This is a genomic window from Psychromonas sp. KJ10-5 (genome assembly GCF_055808325.1).
The window spans coordinates 2,383,345-2,399,627 of record NZ_CM147864.1; the positions used below are offsets into that span (position 1 = coordinate 2,383,345).

The following is a 16,283-nucleotide window of genomic DNA, read 5'->3' on the forward strand; positions in this document are numbered from 1 at the left end:
AAATATTGTAAGCTAAAAATTTCTAGCTCACCACTACCAGCACAACGACTATAAATAGCAAGCCAGATCATTTCTACAATTTAAAGTGCAGTTTCTAAAATTTGACGAGAACGTGACAAATCAATTGTGCCGTTTTCGCCTAGTTTAGTCATACCATGCGCTTCTAAACTCGCCATAGCAGTATCAATATCAGCTTGATTCAAGTCTATTTCAGTTAAGGTTACCGGTGTATTCATCGCAGAGAAGAACTGTTTAGTTTTCTCTATTGCTGCATCAATACGCTCTGCTTCACTACCCGTTGTAATACCCCATACTCGCTCTGCATATTGCACTAATTTTTGTGCTTTTTCTTCACGGCAAACTTGCATAATAGCAGGCAGAACAATGGTTAAACTACGGCCATGATCAACACCAAAATTACCAGTTAACTCATGACCTATCATATGTGTAGCCCAATCTTGAGGAACACCTACCCCAATTAAACCACTTAATGCTTGAGTCGCGGCCCACATGACATTAGTACGCGCCTCCATATCTTGTAAATCAACAATTAGTTTTGGCCCTTCTTCAACTAGTGTTAACAGAATACCTTCTGCAAAACGATCTTGAATTTTGGCATTAACTGGATACGTTAGATATTGCTCCATAACATGAACAAAAGCATCAACTACACCATTTGATGTTTGACGCTCAGAAAGGCTTAACGTAGTTTGAGGATCAAGAATTGCAAATTGCGGACGCACTAGTGGATTTTGGAATGCTAACTTATTTTTACCACGAGTCACTACAGCACCAACATTCGTTTCAGAACCTGTTGCTGGTAAGGTTAAAATACAGCCCAATGGTAATGCACTCTCTATTTTCCCTTGTTTTGCAAGGATATCCCAAGCTTCTTCACCTTTAAAATCAACAGCTGCAGCAATAAATTTAGTTCCGTCAACAACAGAACCACCGCCTACTGCTAATAAATAATCAAAGCCTTCTGCACGAATGCGTTCAACAGCCTTCATAAGCGTGTCGTACTGTGGATTTGGCTCAATACCTGAAAACTCATCCCAATTATGTTCAGCAAGTGCAGCAACAACTTGATCATAAACACCATTACCCTTGATAGAACCACCACCATAAGTTACTAATATTTTTTTATCTTTAGGAATACTATTAGTAATTGCTGCGATTTGACCTTGACCAAAATGAATCTCTGTGGTGTTTTGGTAACTGAAATTGTTCATCTATCACTCCTATTTAACAACTTAAAACAAAGTTATTTTTATTTACATTTATTCAGATTTAATCGATTACTTTTGTGTTGCACACATTAACCGTAACAATTAATAGGACAAGCAATACGACCAATATTTTAATTACGATCACCTTTATTAAAAATAAATTGCGCACAACCTAATTGCCAGCAATTATATCTCGCATTAAAACTATAACGCAAGTATATTGTGCACAATCTAATTAACACCACTATTTAAAGGATTGAATATGTCTAATAATAAAATTGATCAGGAAGTAGATAATCAAACCTCCGATCTAGTAATAGAAAAGCAAGTTTGCTTCTCATTATATAGTGCCGCTAACGCCATTATTAGAGCTTATCGACCTATGCTAAAAGCCTTAGATCTCACCTATCCGCAATATCTAGTGATGATTGTGCTTTGGAATGATGATGGGATTAACGTTAAGGAATTAGGCCATAAACTGCATTTAGATTCAGGTACCTTGACACCATTATTAAAGCGCCTTGAAGGTAAGGAGTTATTAACTCGACAACGTGGTTTAGAAGACGAACGAGTACGTGAAATTTTTTTAACAGAGCAAGGAATTCAGTTAAAAAACTTAGCAGAAACGATACCAAATCAAATGTTATGCAAATCAAAATTACCCGTAGAAGAGCTGTTAACATTAAAAGAAAGCTGCGACAAAATGTGTGACAACTTACAAGATGAGTAACCATTTTAAACAAAATGAACAACAAGGAATATAAGATGATTAAACTTCACCACCTAAATAAATCTCGCTCCAAACGTATTATTTGGTTACTTGAAGAACTGGGCGTTGACTACAGTATTATTGCTTATCAAAGAGACAGCCAAACCTTCCTTGCACCACCAGAATTAAAGGATATTCATCCATTAGGGAAATCACCAGTAATTGAAGATGCAGGTGTAGTGATTGCTGAATCAGGCGCAATTACAGAATATCTCATTAATAAATATTCTAATGGGCGTCTAGCACCGGAAAAAGATACAACAGATGACATAGAATACAGCCAATGGATTCATTTTGCCGAAAGCTCTGCTATTTTACCTTTATTATTAAAGATGTTTGTTAACAAGGATGGCTGTGAAACAAACTTTCTAGGTGACTATGCTGATACAGAAACCTTCAAAGTACTCAGTTACTTTAATAATTCACTAGCTGGTAAGCGTTATTTAGTAGCAGATAAGTTAACTGGAGCCGATATCATGATGTCTTTTATCGTGGAATTAGTGGCAAATAGCGGTCAACTCGCTAACTTTTCACATATTCAAACCTACGCGAAGCAACTGGCAACTCACAGTGCATTTCATAAAGCAGAAAACATTGAATTAAATCATTAATTAATTGTGTAACTGAGAAATTGAAATACATAAAGATGTAAAACGCGTAAACCACGTTTTACATCTCGCCTTCTCGAAAGGCTATCCTACAGCGTGATCCCCTATTCCATACACGTATGGTTAATTTAAATTAACAATGACTAAAGTGCCATCGTTGAAGCCACTTCCAAAATTTTTGAATTATTCATCAAATAAAAACCAATTATTTAACAACTAAGTTGTCACATTAACACCATACACTGTTAATTTTAAAATAAGGATAGTTTAATGAAAGGTTCTATTTCTCGCCGTGATTTCCTAATATTAACCGCTAGAGGAGCAGGTGCAGCAGTTGTTTCATACGGTTTAATGGGGTGTGCAACAGATGAAGATGAAGAAGTAGTTAGCAGCGTTAGTTTTAATCATGGTATTGCCAGTGGTGACCCCTTAGCTAATTCAATTATTCTATGGACACGCATCACCCCAGACACTGACGCAGAGCTAACTGTTTCATGGGAAGTATCAAAAGATCAAACTTTTACAGAGCTAGTTAGTACAGGTAATAGCACCACCAGTACCTCAAAAGATTATACAATAAAAGTAGATGTAGTCGGTTTAGAGGCAGATACCACATATTATTATCGCTTTATTAGTCATGGTGTTACTTCAACTATTGGAACGACTAAAACCATAAGTAATGGCTCACCCAATTCAGTTAAATTAGCTGTAATGTCTTGTGCTAACTACCCAGCAGGATATTTTAATGTCTATAACTTAGCAGCCCAACAAGAAGACTTAGATGCGGTATTACACCTAGGCGATTATATCTATGAATATGCACGAGATGAATACGCAAGTGAAAATGCTGAAGCACTCGATCGTGAAGTATTACCTGCCACAGAGCTATTTAGTCTAAGTGATTATCGTACTCGATACGCTCAATATCATAGTGATCCTGACTTACAATTATTACACAGTAAAGTGCCTTTCATTACTGTCTGGGATGATCATGAAATTGCAGATGATACTTGGCAAGATGGCGCAGGAAATCATAACGATGGAGAAGGCAGCTTCGAAGAACGAAAACTAGCAGCCTTACAAGCGTATTTTGAATGGCTTCCGATTCGCCCATGGAGCGAAGGCAATAATGAGGAAATTTATCGCCACTTTGCTTTTGGTGATCTAGTGGATCTTTATATGCTAGACACCCGTGTATTAGCTCGTGATCAACAGCTAGATTATGCTGATTATTTTGATGGTAGTATCTTTTTTGATGAAGAGACATTTAATCAAGATTTATATGAAACTGAACGAAACATGCTAGGAACAGAGCAATTACAATGGCTTGAAGATAATGTCACAGTCAACACTGGACGATGGCAACTCCTGGGTCAACAGGTCTTAATGGGAGAGATGAAACTACCTGGTGCAATTGCATTAAATACTATGAGTACCAGTGATTATGAAGAGCTAGGTGGATTAGCACTACTTGCCGCTCGCATCGAAGCTAACGACCCTAGCTTAACAACCGCAGAGCAAACTTATTATGCAGAAAATGCAGATAAATTAACAACAGAAGTGTTAAGTCAACTCTCTTTCCCAACACTTCCCTACAATTTAGATGCTTGGGATGGTTATGCAACAGAGCGCGATAAAGTATTAGATATTTTTAATAACAATAATAAAAACTTAGTCGTGGTGGCAGGCGACACACATAATGCTTGGGCGAATAATTTGTCTAATGCAGATGGCACTATCGTAGGTGTAGAGTTCGCAGTATCATCAATTTCATCTCCAGGCCTTGAGTATTATCTAGGCATTAATGATACCGTTGTTGAAGCAACTGAAGATGGCTTTGTTTCACTGGTTGACGGGCTAGAGTACGTTAACGTTAAGGATCGTGGTTTCTTAACACTTACCTTTACTCAAGATAAGGTAGAAAGTGAATGGCACTTTGTTGATACCATTTTATCAGACCAATACCAAGAACTAACGAATCGCTCAACCGTGGCAAGTAGTTTAGCTAATAACCCAACATTGGTTTTAGCAACAGAGTAAGCTCTATAAAACAAGACCTCATTAATTAGATAATCAATGAGGCCTTTCTCACAACCTTTTATCAAGTTGAAGTCGTTAACTCACCACGTAGGTCTGTAGTTAGTAACTCTTTTACCACTTTATGGCTCAGATCTTGGCTTAATAAATAATGCAATTTAGCAATAACCGCCTCAGTAGTCATATCAATACCGCCAATCACGCCTGCTTCGCTCAACGCGTGCCCCGTTGCATAACCGTCCATGTTCACACTGCCTTTTAAGCATTGGCTACAGTTAACAATCAAAATACCGCGCTCGCTTGCTTCTTTTAATGTCTTTAGCAACTCAGGATCTTGCTGTGCATTACCTACGCCATAGGTTAATAATACTAACGCTTGCAATGGACTTTTTAATAAATTATCCAAAACTTGCCAATCTAAACCAGGAAATAGATGCAATATAGCAATCGATTGTTTCTCAATCTGGCCAATTGTTAAGCGCGTATTAACGGTGCGTTGTTTTTTACCTGCGATATTCTTAATATCAATACCCGCTTCCAATAAAACAGGGTAATTCGGTGACACAAATGCGCTAAAACCATCTGCATGTTGTTTAGTCGTTCTGTTACCTCGAAACAATTGATTATTAAAAAATAAACACACTTCATTAATCGGGTGATGTGCAGCAATATATAATGAGTTCAGTAAATTAGCTCGCGCATCTGAACGTAACTGAGATAATGGAATTTGTGAACCAGTAATGATCACAGGTTTACTTAAACTTTCAAAAATAAATGATAGTGCAGATGCCGTGTAAGACATAGTGTCGGTGCCATGCAAAATAATAAACCCGTCAAAATCATGGTACTTCTGCTGGATATCATTGGCCAGTATTTGCCATGCTTGCGGGGATATATCGGCAGAATCAATTAATGGATCGTATTCGTGAATTTCAAAATCAGGCATATCCTCATGGAAAAATTCAGGCATATTTTTAATCGTTTCCGATAAATAACCAGCCACTGGAATATAGCCATTTTTTGATGGTTTCATACCGATCGTGCCACCAGTGTAAGCAATGTAAATACGTTTTTTCTCAGCCATTAACTTCTCATTTTTGTTTCATAAAAAATAACCATCCAATAATACCTACTAACAATCAATATTAAGGATGAATTCAACACCTGAGTAGCATACTACTTATTTTTAACCTCATTATATACGCGATAACGACACAGTTAATAACACCGGAATTTACTCATAAACTCAACAGAATTAATCAGTGACCCCATAATAAAAATAAAAATAGATAAAGGAATAGCACTCAGGGCTACAAGATACACATATTTTGTCAAACACCCCAGCCTTTGCAAGAGGTTAACCGAAAAATAGTACGACTAATTACCCTGCTACCCAACACTGACTTAAAATATATTTAGAAACTTACTTAACTAATGTAAAAGCTATTAGCGATGAAAAAGAAATAACAGGTCAAACTTTAGTCAATATTATGAAAGGTTTTAAAAATCGTTGAATTACAAAAAACTAACAAAAAGTGATCAATAAGGCTTTTTTCAATGAGTTTGAAGTAAAAATTATTCACAATTGTTAATGGGATATTTCCAGACTTGTTAATACTTATTTACATGATAAAAATTCAACATTTTCAAGCCTTTTGAATGCATTGACCAAGATCACATTTAGTATTAATTTGTTTATAGAATGACTTTTAACCTACTGAGAGAGATGCCATGTCAAACTTTGAATTGCTACACCAAAAGCCTAGTAAATTGTCTGAATCTATCGCTTACAAAATAACTCAGATATTGAAATTCACACTTAACCTTTTTTACGGTACTAAATATGCAAAAAGAGCCGTTATATTAGAAACGATTGCCGCAGTACCGGGTATGGTAGCAGGCATGTTTAATCACTTAAAAGCACTTCGTCGTATGCGCGATGATCAAGGCTGGGTTCGAGAGTTATTAGACGAAGCTGAGAATGAACGTATGCATTTAATGATTTTTTTAGATATTGCCAAACCTACTTGGATTGAGCGTACCTTGGTATTATTAGGGCAAGGGGCTTTCTTATTTGTGTACACATTCTTATACCTTTTATCCTCTAAAACAGCTCATAGAGTAGTGGGCTACTTTGAGGAAGAAGCATGCAAAAGCTATACAGAGTTTTTAGAGAAAATAGATGAAGGTGTTGTTGAAAATGTACCTGCACCTCGCATCGCTAAAGATTATTATAATTTACCAGAAGAAGCGTTATTACGTGACGTAGTACTGTGTATACGCGATGATGAAGCAAAACATCGCGACCGTAACCATGAGTTTGCTGATTCATTTGAAAACAACAACTTACCATCACATCAACGATAATCTATTAATCATAATATAAAGTGAGAAGGGGCGGTAACTCCCCCCTTTTCATATCAATATTTTACTCAAAGTAGCAAACACCTTACCTTCCTCTATTCTAGCGCTTCACTTATTTACGTATAATACCTCCCCCGTTAATTAAATGATCTATTTAAGTATAGATAAAATGGATGAAAGCAAGGCATTGATTACAGTAACCAGTAACTCTAATTGCAAAATCAATAACCAAACTAATATTCATTTTAACAAGTATAAATGAGTAGATAATTAGCGGAATTGGTATAATCATAACTCAATCATTAAAGAGCCAATTATGCGTATCCATGCTATTCACAAATTATACGACTTTCGATTAAGCCAAAGTACACGCCCTTTTCTTGCAAGAGGAGGAAGTATTAATCGCTGCAAACATTGCATGTTATTGCCCTATCTTTGCCTTTGCAGTATTAAACAACCAGTACTTAGCAACAGTGGCTTTTTGCTATTAATGTACGATGATGAAATATTAAAGCCTAGTAACACAGGCCGACTAATTGCTGATCTAATTATTGATACTCATGCCTATATTTGGTCTCGCACAGAACCAAACTCAGCAATGTTAAAGGTATTACAAGACACTCGTTGGTACCCTATTGTGGTATTCCCATCGGAATATGCACAAGTGGAAAGAGAAGTAATAAAGCAACATGCTTTACCAAACCTCATACAAGACAAGCGCCCTCTCTTTATTTTATTAGACGGGACTTGGGCACAAGCGAAGAAAATGTTTCGTAAAAGCCCTTACTTGAATAATTTCCCAGTATTATCTTTTGCACCAGAAAAACTGTCTGAATATTTAGTACGCAAAGCAACGAAAGATAATCAATTAGCCACAGCTGAAGTAGCAGGGTTGATCTTGGAAAGCCTAGGTGAAACTAATAACGCTAAAATCATGCACCTGTTATTTAATGCGTTTAAAGAAAACTATTTATTAGGGAAAAGCCGCCAACCACTTCCAGAGAATAATCAGCAGACACTCTTGTCATTAGCATTAAATGAATTAACATAACCACCACTTGCGTCTAGTGAGGTGTTTTTTACCCCTTAACCCTCTCATTCTATTATCTCTTTATACCCAACAAGAAAGGATTCTATGAACTACTTACATGAATTTTTAATGTTAACGCTCATTCATTTTCTCGCTGTAATCAGCCCTGGGCCTGATTTTGCTATTGTACTGAGACAAAGTATTAGCTTTGGCAGAAAAACCGCTGTTATTACAAGTTTAGGGATAGGGGCCGGTATTGCAATTCATGTTATTTACACTTTATTAGGCATAGGTTTACTCATATCACAATCAACCTATTTAATGTTATCAGCCAAAGTACTAGGAGCACTCTACCTAACCTACCTAGGTATTAACCTGTTAAGTAGTAAAGCAGCAACAAACCAATCCAGCTTAGTCGAAGCAGACAACAATAAAGAAGATCAAAAGAAAGCATTTATGATTGGGTTCATGACCAATGTATTTAATCCTAAAGCAACATTATTTTTCCTGGCTATTTTCAGCACGATAGTTAACCCTCACACGCCAATTGCTATTCAATCAATATATGGAGTATGGATTGTAGTAACAACAGCAGCGTGGTTTAGCTTAGTTTCTTTTCTATTTTCTAAAGAGAGCGTCCGTCAACGCTTCGTAAAGCAAGGACATTGGTTTGAGAGAGTAATGGGAGGGATTTTATTAATCTTTGCAGGAAAGTTATTCCTAAGCCTCATATAAAGAATATGTCGTTAGCAATTTACTCAGTAAAGCCATCTACACTTAACTTTACTGAGTATAAATAAACCACTTAACAATTAAGGAACAGGTTGCCCTTTAGACGCCACTAAAATACGGTACCATTGTTCAGTGTTCATATTTAGTCTTAAGGCAGCCACAGGATCTTGTACTCGCTTAATTTTTCCTGAACCAATTAAAGCAACGGGTTTAGAAGGATGTTTTAAAATCCAAGCAAAAATAACCTGAGTAATAGAAGTTGCACCAATCTCCTTCGCAACTTCTTCTAAGGTAGTTCGTAAGCGGGCAATACACACATTAGTTTTATTAAATACAGCACCGCCAGCTAAACATGACCAAGCCATAGGTCTAACCCTATCTTTTTGCAATTGCTCCAATACACCATTCTCAAGGCTATCAAGATTGATTGGATTGAGCTCAACTTGATTAGTAATTAAAGGGCGACTCAAACGAGATTGCAATAAATCAAATTGCATAGGTGTGAAATTTGAAACACCAAAATGAGCTACTTTTCCAGAATTTTCAAGCTCAGTAAAAGCTGCTTGAACTTGGTCGGCCACCATTAAAAAATCAGGTCTATGTATTAACAATGCATCTAATTGCTCCACGCCTAATTGACGTAAAGAATTATCAACAGAAGTCAGTATTGCAGACTTACTAGAATCATAATGTGAAACACGCTTTTCAGACGGAGAGTCAGGGATACTATTAATGCCAAATTTAGAAATTATCTGAATTTTATCTCGTATTCCTGGATCTAACTTGAGAGCCTCACCAAGCAACGTTTCACTATTTTTATATATAGCTGCCGTATCTATTGTAGTAATACCAAGCTCAACATGTTGCTTCATAAACGTTAAACGAGCTTGTTTTGACATTCCCCAACTGTCTAACCGCCAATATCCTTGTATTAACTTAGAAAAAGAAGGTCCTTCCGGTGCCATCACTACCTTTTCTACGAAACTCATAAAATACTCCATTACTAATATGGTTGAATCCCTTTGAAGGGATACCCGATCAAATTGATCTATCCAAGGTTTTTAAAATGAAAAAGAGAGAGCTACAAAATAAGCATTTAATTATCATATTTTAATAAAAATATTTATATCACGTTCTTCAAAGTATATCTAATTGAGTAGGGAGCTAAATGTTAAAAGTGAGGGCTTTATACACATAAAAAGAAAAGAAGGGGTAATCATCTTTTTTAGTATTAACCAAAGGATATTAATTCTTTACTAGTTGTTCTTTTTACAAAATTTACAATGAAAAAGTAAGCTATTTTAACAAGTACATAGACCAGTTAATTAATATTGCTAATGCTAGCTTAAAGCTGAATCCAATAATGGGTTGTTGGTATTTATATAATCATAAGGCATAAAAAAACTGCTTACCTGTTTTCACAAATAAGCAGTTTTATTGTTTATTAAAATAACAGTATTAATTTTGTCTATAACAAAAAGAAGACTGTATTTAATAAAGCTAAATTAGAATGTTACAGCCATACCAGCACCGTAACCTAATTCTGAATCGTCAGAATCATCGCCACCAAGTTCAGCGTAAACAGTTACATTGCTGTTAAATGCGTATGCAGCATTTACAAAGTATGTATTTAATTTATCTTCATCACCGTCAACATCTAGAAGAGAATAACCACCAGAGTATGTTACTTTGTCAACTGTGTATGCAGCAGCTAAACCGAATGCAGTGCTGTCTTCAGCAGAAGTGTACCCATCAAGGCTACTTACAGATGCTGCAAGTGCTAAATCATCCATTGTGTAACGTGCTTCTAAAAGAACAGAAGTAGCGCTTGCATCAGCATCATCAGCTTTACCTAAGTAAGCAGTTAAGTCTAATTCGTCAATACGTACGCCTAATCGAGCATCAATAGACTCTACATCATCAGAAGCTGCATTCTCATTTAATAGGTAAGAAATACCAAAGTAGTAATTACCGTTATCAACAACGTATTTCACTACTTGCTTACCATCTGTTGCAACACCAGCGTAACCGCTGTTGATACCAAATGCGTAATCGTTAGCAATACCGATATCATCAGCAATAGTGTATTGTTGACCGATAGTTACTGTACCAAACTGTGTAAAGCTTAAACCAACAAACGCTTCATCAAGATCGATGTTGTTTGTAGATCCAGTTTCATCTTCACCAGTTACAGAGATTTTAGCAATCGCAGATAAACTATCGCTAAGTACGTAACCAGCTTGAACACCGAAATCTGCATCATCAAGATGAATCATTTTAGGTGCGTCATCTTCAGTACCTTTGTTAGCCTGAATTTCTACATCACCAAAAAGATCTAAAGTTACGCCGTCAGCTTCATAAACTGTTGCACTGTGTGCTGCTGTTGCTGCGAATAGAGAAGTCAGCATTGTTGCTAAGATTGTTTTTTTCATTTTCCATCACCTTGTGGCTATTAATTTAATTGAGTCCTTTGAATACTTAAGTCGTGTAATGTTAACAACGTATTACAGTTCTTTAAGCGCAAAATAAAATTACCACACAATTCTCAAGGCTGAAATAGCAAACACACTTATATGACGAGACGTCACAAATAAATTGATAAAAAAGAAAGTTAATGTGATGAAGATCTCATAAATTTACAAAATTGAAATGCTAAATAAGTGTTAAATCCTTCATTTTTCCGTTTTTTACAAAAAAAACAGATTAAATATTGAACTTTTTAAGATTTTTAATATCTCTGTTTTTTAAATCAAAGCAAATAAGTAAAACTTAACTCAGCTTTTCACCTAATCAGCGCTCAATCATAAATAATATTAAAAGTATTCACAGGGTTAAGTAAAACCAAATCGCACCTCGAGTTTATTCGTTTAGACTAATTTAGTATTAACCTTGTGTTGGTATTGAACCGTCAAAACAAGAATAAATCGACGACACAATCTTTGGCAGTAGTAAAATTTTCTAATTAATCAAACGTACTTACTAAGTATTATCCTCTTTTTATTTAGCAGGTGGGAGTAAAGGGAGTGGTCGATTTAAAAATGAAGATGGAATTATAAAAATGAAACTATACAGTGAAGGGTTATCGGGAAAAGAAATATCTATTATCTAATCCCAATTTATACAATAAATATTTAATAATAATTAAAAACCGTAGCGCACGCCTAAAGCGACATCGACACCAAATTCAAAATCGTCATCGTTATTATGTTTATCTTGAAAAGCGAGGTCAGGTGCAACTTGACCATAAACATCCCAATTTTTTGCAAAAGGAATTGATGCACCTAGCGGCACTCGAACAGCATAAGAGTTGTCATAATCATGATGATGATCATCCCAGTTAATGGCACCACCGACACCAACATACCAATTAACAGGAACATCGGAGTTAAATGTTCCTTGCTTCAAGAGATAATCTGCAGACACCCCATCATTACCTATGAAGGCATTAATTGTGTTATTAAATTGCGCCGTCACACCGAAACCTTGATCAAAAGCGACACCAGCTTTGATACTTCCAGGGGCCGCTAATGCAGGGCTAAATAAAGTTGCAATTAACAGAGAACCGGCGAACGTTTTAGCTGTTTTATTCATTTTTTTACCTTAATTATTTCTTATATTGATCAATTTTTTTAAAAGTAATATCTCAATGAATGAATACTAATTTAGCATTTCCTTCATTTACATCTATCAAGACTTATATAGATACCTTCTAATCAAAATAGTTCATTGAAAATAAAAGCTAAAACGTTTGTGATGGAAGAAAGACTAAGTAAAGTGGCTTAAAATCTAGCGCGTTTGAAATTATCTTGCCTATTAAATATTTATCCAATATGACGAACTTTCTAATATGGTTGGTAATAGATGGAGCAGCAAAAAAGCGAGGCTTTATGCCTGAGCAGTCTGTTTGCCGGCAGCTTAGTGTCAGAGCGATCCTTTAAGGTCAAACCATTGATAGAAACCTTATATCCCTAAAATGCAAAAAGCCTGTAACACAATCAAGTATTACAGGCTTTTCTAATGTGGTCGGCGATAGAGGAGCGAACAAGTGACAGCTTGGGGGCTGAGCAATCCTTTAAGGTCAAACCATTGATAGAAACCTTATATCCCTAAAATGCAAAAAGCCTGTAACACAATCAAGTATTACAGGCTTTTCTAATGTGGTCGGTGATAGAGGAGCGAACAAGCGACAGCTTGGGGGCTGAGCAATCCTTTAAGGTCAAACCATTGATAGAAACCTTATATCCCTAAAATGCAAAAAGCCTGTAACACAATCAAGTATTACAGGCTTTTCTAATGTGGTCGGCGATAGAGGAGCGAACAAGCGACAGCTTGGGGGCTGAGCGATCCTTTAAGGTCAAACCATTGATAGAAACCTTATATCCCTAAAATGCAAAAAGCCTGTAACACAATCAAGTATTACAGGCTTTTCTAATGTGGTCGGTGATAGAGGATTCGAACCTCTGACCCTCTGGTCCCAAACCAGATGCGCTACCAAGCTGCGCTAATCACCGAGTATCTGTTTTACATCAAGAAAAGATGGGGCGAATGACGGGGTTTGAACCCGCGACAACCGGAATCACAATCCGGGGCTCTACCAACTGAGCTACATCCGCCACTAATAACCTAAAGACTTTATTTACTTCCGAGCTTTCTTTTAAAACAATTGCTCTCGAAGTAATGGCGCACCCGACAGGAGTCGAACCTGTGGCCTTTGCCTCCGGAGGGCAACGCTCTATCCAGCTGAGCTACGGATGCTCACGTCTTTAGCGTGGCGCGGATAATACTGAACCCAACAAAAGCTGTCTAGTCTTTTTTATAGTTTTTTTAATAAAATAGGTTTACTTGCTCAATAGATGTACAATTCGTTTGAAAAACAAAAAAATCAGCCTTTTCTTCATTAATTCAAAGCTTTTATCAATTTTCAGATATACTTTCACTAATTGCCTTACAAAGAGTTTCATATATGACATTAGACCCAAATTTAGATCGCGAATCACAAACTTACGAACATCCCGTACCTAGCCGTGAATTCATTTTACAATTTATCGAAAAACATGGAAAACCAATCACACGTGATGCTTTATTCAAAGCATTCTCATTATCAAGTGATGAAGAAGCGGAAGGATTACGTCGCCGCTTAAAAGCAATGGAACGAGATGGCCAGTTAGTTTGGTGTCGAAATGCGACCTATGGGTTACCGGACAAATTAGACCTGTCAACAGGAGTCGTTATTGGCCATAAAGATGGCTTCGGTTTTCTAAAAACCGCAGATGACGGCAAAGACCTGTTTTTACCTAATCACCAAATGCGTTTTTTATTCCACGGAGATACTATTTTAGCGCAGCCTGTCAAAGTAGATTCACGTGGCCGCACTGAAGCACGCTTTGTACGTTTACTAGAAGCTCGCAAAGAAACTATCGTTGGCCGCTATTTTGTTGAAGATGGTATGGGGTCAGTGGTACCTGACGATTCTCGTATTAATCAAGAGATCTTAATCAGCAAAGAAAACAATGGCGGAGCAAGACACGGGCAAATAGTTGTTGTTGAAATAGTACAACGCCCTAAAGCTCGCTTTTTAGCAACAGGTAAAATCACTGAAGTACTTGGTCAAGATATGGAACCAGGGATGGAAGTTGAAATTGCACTACGCACTCATGATATTCCACACGAATGGCCAGCTGGGTTAGATAAAGAAATTGCTCACTATGGTGAATTTGTCCCTGAAGAAGCTAAGAAAGGACGTGTAGACTTACGAGATTTACCTTTAGTCACCATTGATGGTGAAGATGCTCGCGACTTCGATGATGCTGTATTTTGTCAAAAAGAGCCTAATGGCGGCTGGCGCTTATGGGTTGCAATTGCCGATGTAAGTTATTACGTTCGTAAAGACACTATATTAGATAAAGAAGCGGTTAATCGTGGTAACTCAGTTTACTTCCCAGACCAAGTGATCCCAATGTTACCGGAAGTATTGTCTAACGGCTTATGTTCCCTAAACCCAAAAGTAGATCGCCTGTGTATGGTCAGTGAAATGGTTATCTCTAAAGATGGGCATTTAACAGACTATAAATTCTATGAAGCAGTGATGAATTCACATGCACGTTTCACCTATACTAAAGTCGCTTCTATTTTAGAAGGTGATCAAGACTTACGTGAGCAGTACAAACCATTAGTGCCACACTTAGAAGAGCTTGAGAACCTATATAAAGCCTTTAAAAAAGCGCGCCATATACGTGGTGGTATGGAGTTTGAAACATTAGAAGTACGCTTTTTATTCAACGAAGCGCGTAAAATTGATTCAATTGTGCCGTTAGTCCGTAACGACGCACATAAAATCATTGAAGAATGTATGATTCAAGCTAACGTTGCTTCAGCTCGTTTCATTGGTTCTGCCGATGCTGCTGCTTTATTCCGTGTTCATGAAACACCAAGCGAAGAAAAGCTAGCTAACTTTCGTTCATTTTTAGGTGAATTAGGCTTAACCTTACAAGGCGGTGAAAAACCTGCTCCACGTGATTATGCCAACTTAGCAGAGAGCTTTGCCGAGCGTGATGATAAAGAATTACTGCAGACGATGTTACTTCGTTCAATGAAACAAGCTGTCTACCAAGGCGATAATTTAGGGCACTTTGGTTTAGCATTAGAAGAGTACGCGCATTTCACCTCTCCTATTCGTCGTTACCCTGACCTTATCCTACACCGTGCGATCAAATACTTAGTGGCACACCAAGAAAATAATCAATTAAAAGCAAAATGGACTGAAACCGGTGGTTACAACTATCAATATGATGAAGTAAGCCAACTAGGTGAACATTGTTCGATGACAGAACGTCGCGCTGATGATGCAACACGTGATGTAGCCGACGCATTGAAATGTGAATACATGCAAGACCATATTGGCGATAAGATGGTAGGTACCATTGCCGCCGTTACTAACTTTGGTTTCTTTGTTCGCTTAAATGATATCCACATTGACGGACTAGTACATGTCACAGGGTTAATTTCCGATTACTACCAATTTGATGCAGGCAAACAAACCTTAACCGGTGAACGTACCGGCAGAGTCTACCGTATCGGTGATGTATTAGAAGTTAAAGTATTATCAGTTAACCTTGATGATAAAAAGATTGATTTTGAACTAGCCGATGAAGCGTTAGCGGGCCAACGTACGCGTGGACGTAAACCTTCAACAAAAAAATCATCAGACCGCCCTATTGATAAAAGAGCGCGCAGCAAAGCAGCACCTTCTAGTGGTAAGAAAACACCGCCACTTAGTGAACGTGAAAAGCTACAAGAGGGAGCGATAGACACTAAGAAACCTGCCGCTAAAAAAACAACGCCTAAAAAGAAACGCCCTGTGAAGCAAGGTGTAAAAAATACGTTATCTTCTAAAAAGAAAAAAACGACTAGCACTAAAAAAAGTCGCCCTGGTCGCGCAGAACGTGCACGTAACAAAGCTAAAAAATCCGATTAGACTTTTAAGACCTAATCCGTGATCAAACATATTAAATATT

12 protein-coding genes and 3 tRNA genes are annotated in these 16,283 nt (G+C 37.1%); 7 read left to right on the plus strand and 8 right to left on the minus strand.

Annotated elements, in window-relative coordinates; genetic code table 11:
• Positions 1 to 80 precede the first annotated feature (80 nt).
• Positions 81 to 1,232 (minus strand): iron-containing alcohol dehydrogenase, encoded by a 1,152-nt coding sequence (locus AC0L3W_RS10530; protein WP_409438939.1) that lies wholly within the window; start codon positions 1,230 to 1,232, stop codon positions 81 to 83.
• Between the two features lie 259 nt (positions 1,233 to 1,491).
• Between AC0L3W_RS10530 and ohrR the strand changes: the two genes are divergently transcribed.
• The 3 genes from ohrR to AC0L3W_RS10545 all read left to right on the plus strand — a co-directional run bounded on the left by ohrR (position 1,492) and on the right by AC0L3W_RS10545 (position 4,646).
• Entirely contained in the window at positions 1,492 to 1,959 is a 468-nt protein-coding gene (gene ohrR, locus AC0L3W_RS10535) for a transcriptional regulator OhrR (protein WP_290040604.1), read from the plus strand.
• A gap of 35 nt (positions 1,960 to 1,994) precedes the next feature.
• A complete protein-coding gene (locus tag AC0L3W_RS10540; RefSeq protein ID WP_409438938.1) occupies positions 1,995 to 2,609 on the plus strand; it encodes a glutathione S-transferase family protein in 615 nt (204 codons plus the stop codon).
• A 267-nt stretch (positions 2,610 to 2,876) separates the two neighbouring features.
• Positions 2,877 to 4,646 (plus strand): alkaline phosphatase D family protein, encoded by a 1,770-nt coding sequence (locus AC0L3W_RS10545; RefSeq protein WP_409438937.1) that lies wholly within the window; start codon positions 2,877 to 2,879, stop codon positions 4,644 to 4,646.
• Between the two features lie 61 nt (positions 4,647 to 4,707).
• On the opposite strand, the gene ansA is transcribed toward AC0L3W_RS10545, so the two are convergent.
• Positions 4,708 to 5,727 carry an asparaginase gene (ansA, locus tag AC0L3W_RS10550; protein ID WP_290040608.1) on the minus strand — a complete coding sequence of 340 codons (1,020 nt, stop codon included), beginning with the start codon at positions 5,725 to 5,727 and terminating at the stop codon, positions 4,708 to 4,710.
• Between the two features lie 647 nt (positions 5,728 to 6,374).
• On the opposite strand from ansA, the gene AC0L3W_RS10555 reads away from it, so the two are divergent.
• From AC0L3W_RS10555 to AC0L3W_RS10565, 3 genes are all read left to right on the plus strand, one after another.
• Positions 6,375 to 7,010 (plus strand): alternative oxidase, encoded by a 636-nt coding sequence (locus AC0L3W_RS10555; RefSeq protein WP_290040609.1) that lies wholly within the window; start codon positions 6,375 to 6,377, stop codon positions 7,008 to 7,010.
• Positions 7,011 to 7,323: 313 nt separating this feature from the next.
• Complete coding sequence (locus AC0L3W_RS10560; RefSeq protein ID WP_409438936.1) at positions 7,324 to 8,058, plus strand: tRNA-uridine aminocarboxypropyltransferase; 735 nt, start codon at positions 7,324 to 7,326, stop codon at positions 8,056 to 8,058.
• Positions 8,059 to 8,142: 84 nt separating this feature from the next.
• Positions 8,143 to 8,772 (plus strand): LysE family translocator, encoded by a 630-nt coding sequence (locus AC0L3W_RS10565; RefSeq protein ID WP_409438935.1) that lies wholly within the window; start codon positions 8,143 to 8,145, stop codon positions 8,770 to 8,772.
• A gap of 77 nt (positions 8,773 to 8,849) precedes the next feature.
• On the opposite strand, the gene AC0L3W_RS10570 is transcribed toward AC0L3W_RS10565, so the two are convergent.
• The 6 genes from AC0L3W_RS10570 to AC0L3W_RS10595 all read right to left on the minus strand — a co-directional run bounded on the left by AC0L3W_RS10570 (position 8,850) and on the right by AC0L3W_RS10595 (position 13,524).
• Positions 8,850 to 9,758 (minus strand): aldo/keto reductase, encoded by a 909-nt coding sequence (locus tag AC0L3W_RS10570; RefSeq protein WP_409438934.1) that lies wholly within the window; start codon positions 9,756 to 9,758, stop codon positions 8,850 to 8,852.
• A 516-nt stretch (positions 9,759 to 10,274) separates the two neighbouring features.
• Positions 10,275 to 11,201, minus strand: a complete 927-nt coding sequence (locus AC0L3W_RS10575; RefSeq protein ID WP_290040618.1) for a porin — start codon at positions 11,199 to 11,201, stop codon at positions 10,275 to 10,277.
• 709 nt (positions 11,202 to 11,910) lie between these two features.
• Positions 11,911 to 12,360 (minus strand): outer membrane beta-barrel protein, encoded by a 450-nt coding sequence (locus AC0L3W_RS10580; RefSeq protein WP_290040619.1) that lies wholly within the window; start codon positions 12,358 to 12,360, stop codon positions 11,911 to 11,913.
• A gap of 843 nt (positions 12,361 to 13,203) precedes the next feature.
• Positions 13,204 to 13,280, minus strand: a tRNA-Pro gene (locus AC0L3W_RS10585).
• A gap of 26 nt (positions 13,281 to 13,306) precedes the next feature.
• Positions 13,307 to 13,382, minus strand: a tRNA-His gene (locus AC0L3W_RS10590).
• 65 nt (positions 13,383 to 13,447) lie between these two features.
• Positions 13,448 to 13,524, minus strand: a tRNA-Arg gene (locus AC0L3W_RS10595).
• 208 nt (positions 13,525 to 13,732) lie between these two features.
• Here AC0L3W_RS10595 and rnr point away from each other — a divergent pair.
• A complete protein-coding gene (gene rnr / locus AC0L3W_RS10600) occupies positions 13,733 to 16,243 on the plus strand; it encodes a ribonuclease R (RefSeq protein WP_290040620.1) in 2,511 nt (836 codons plus the stop codon).
• The last annotated feature ends 40 nt before the right edge of the window (positions 16,244 to 16,283 follow it).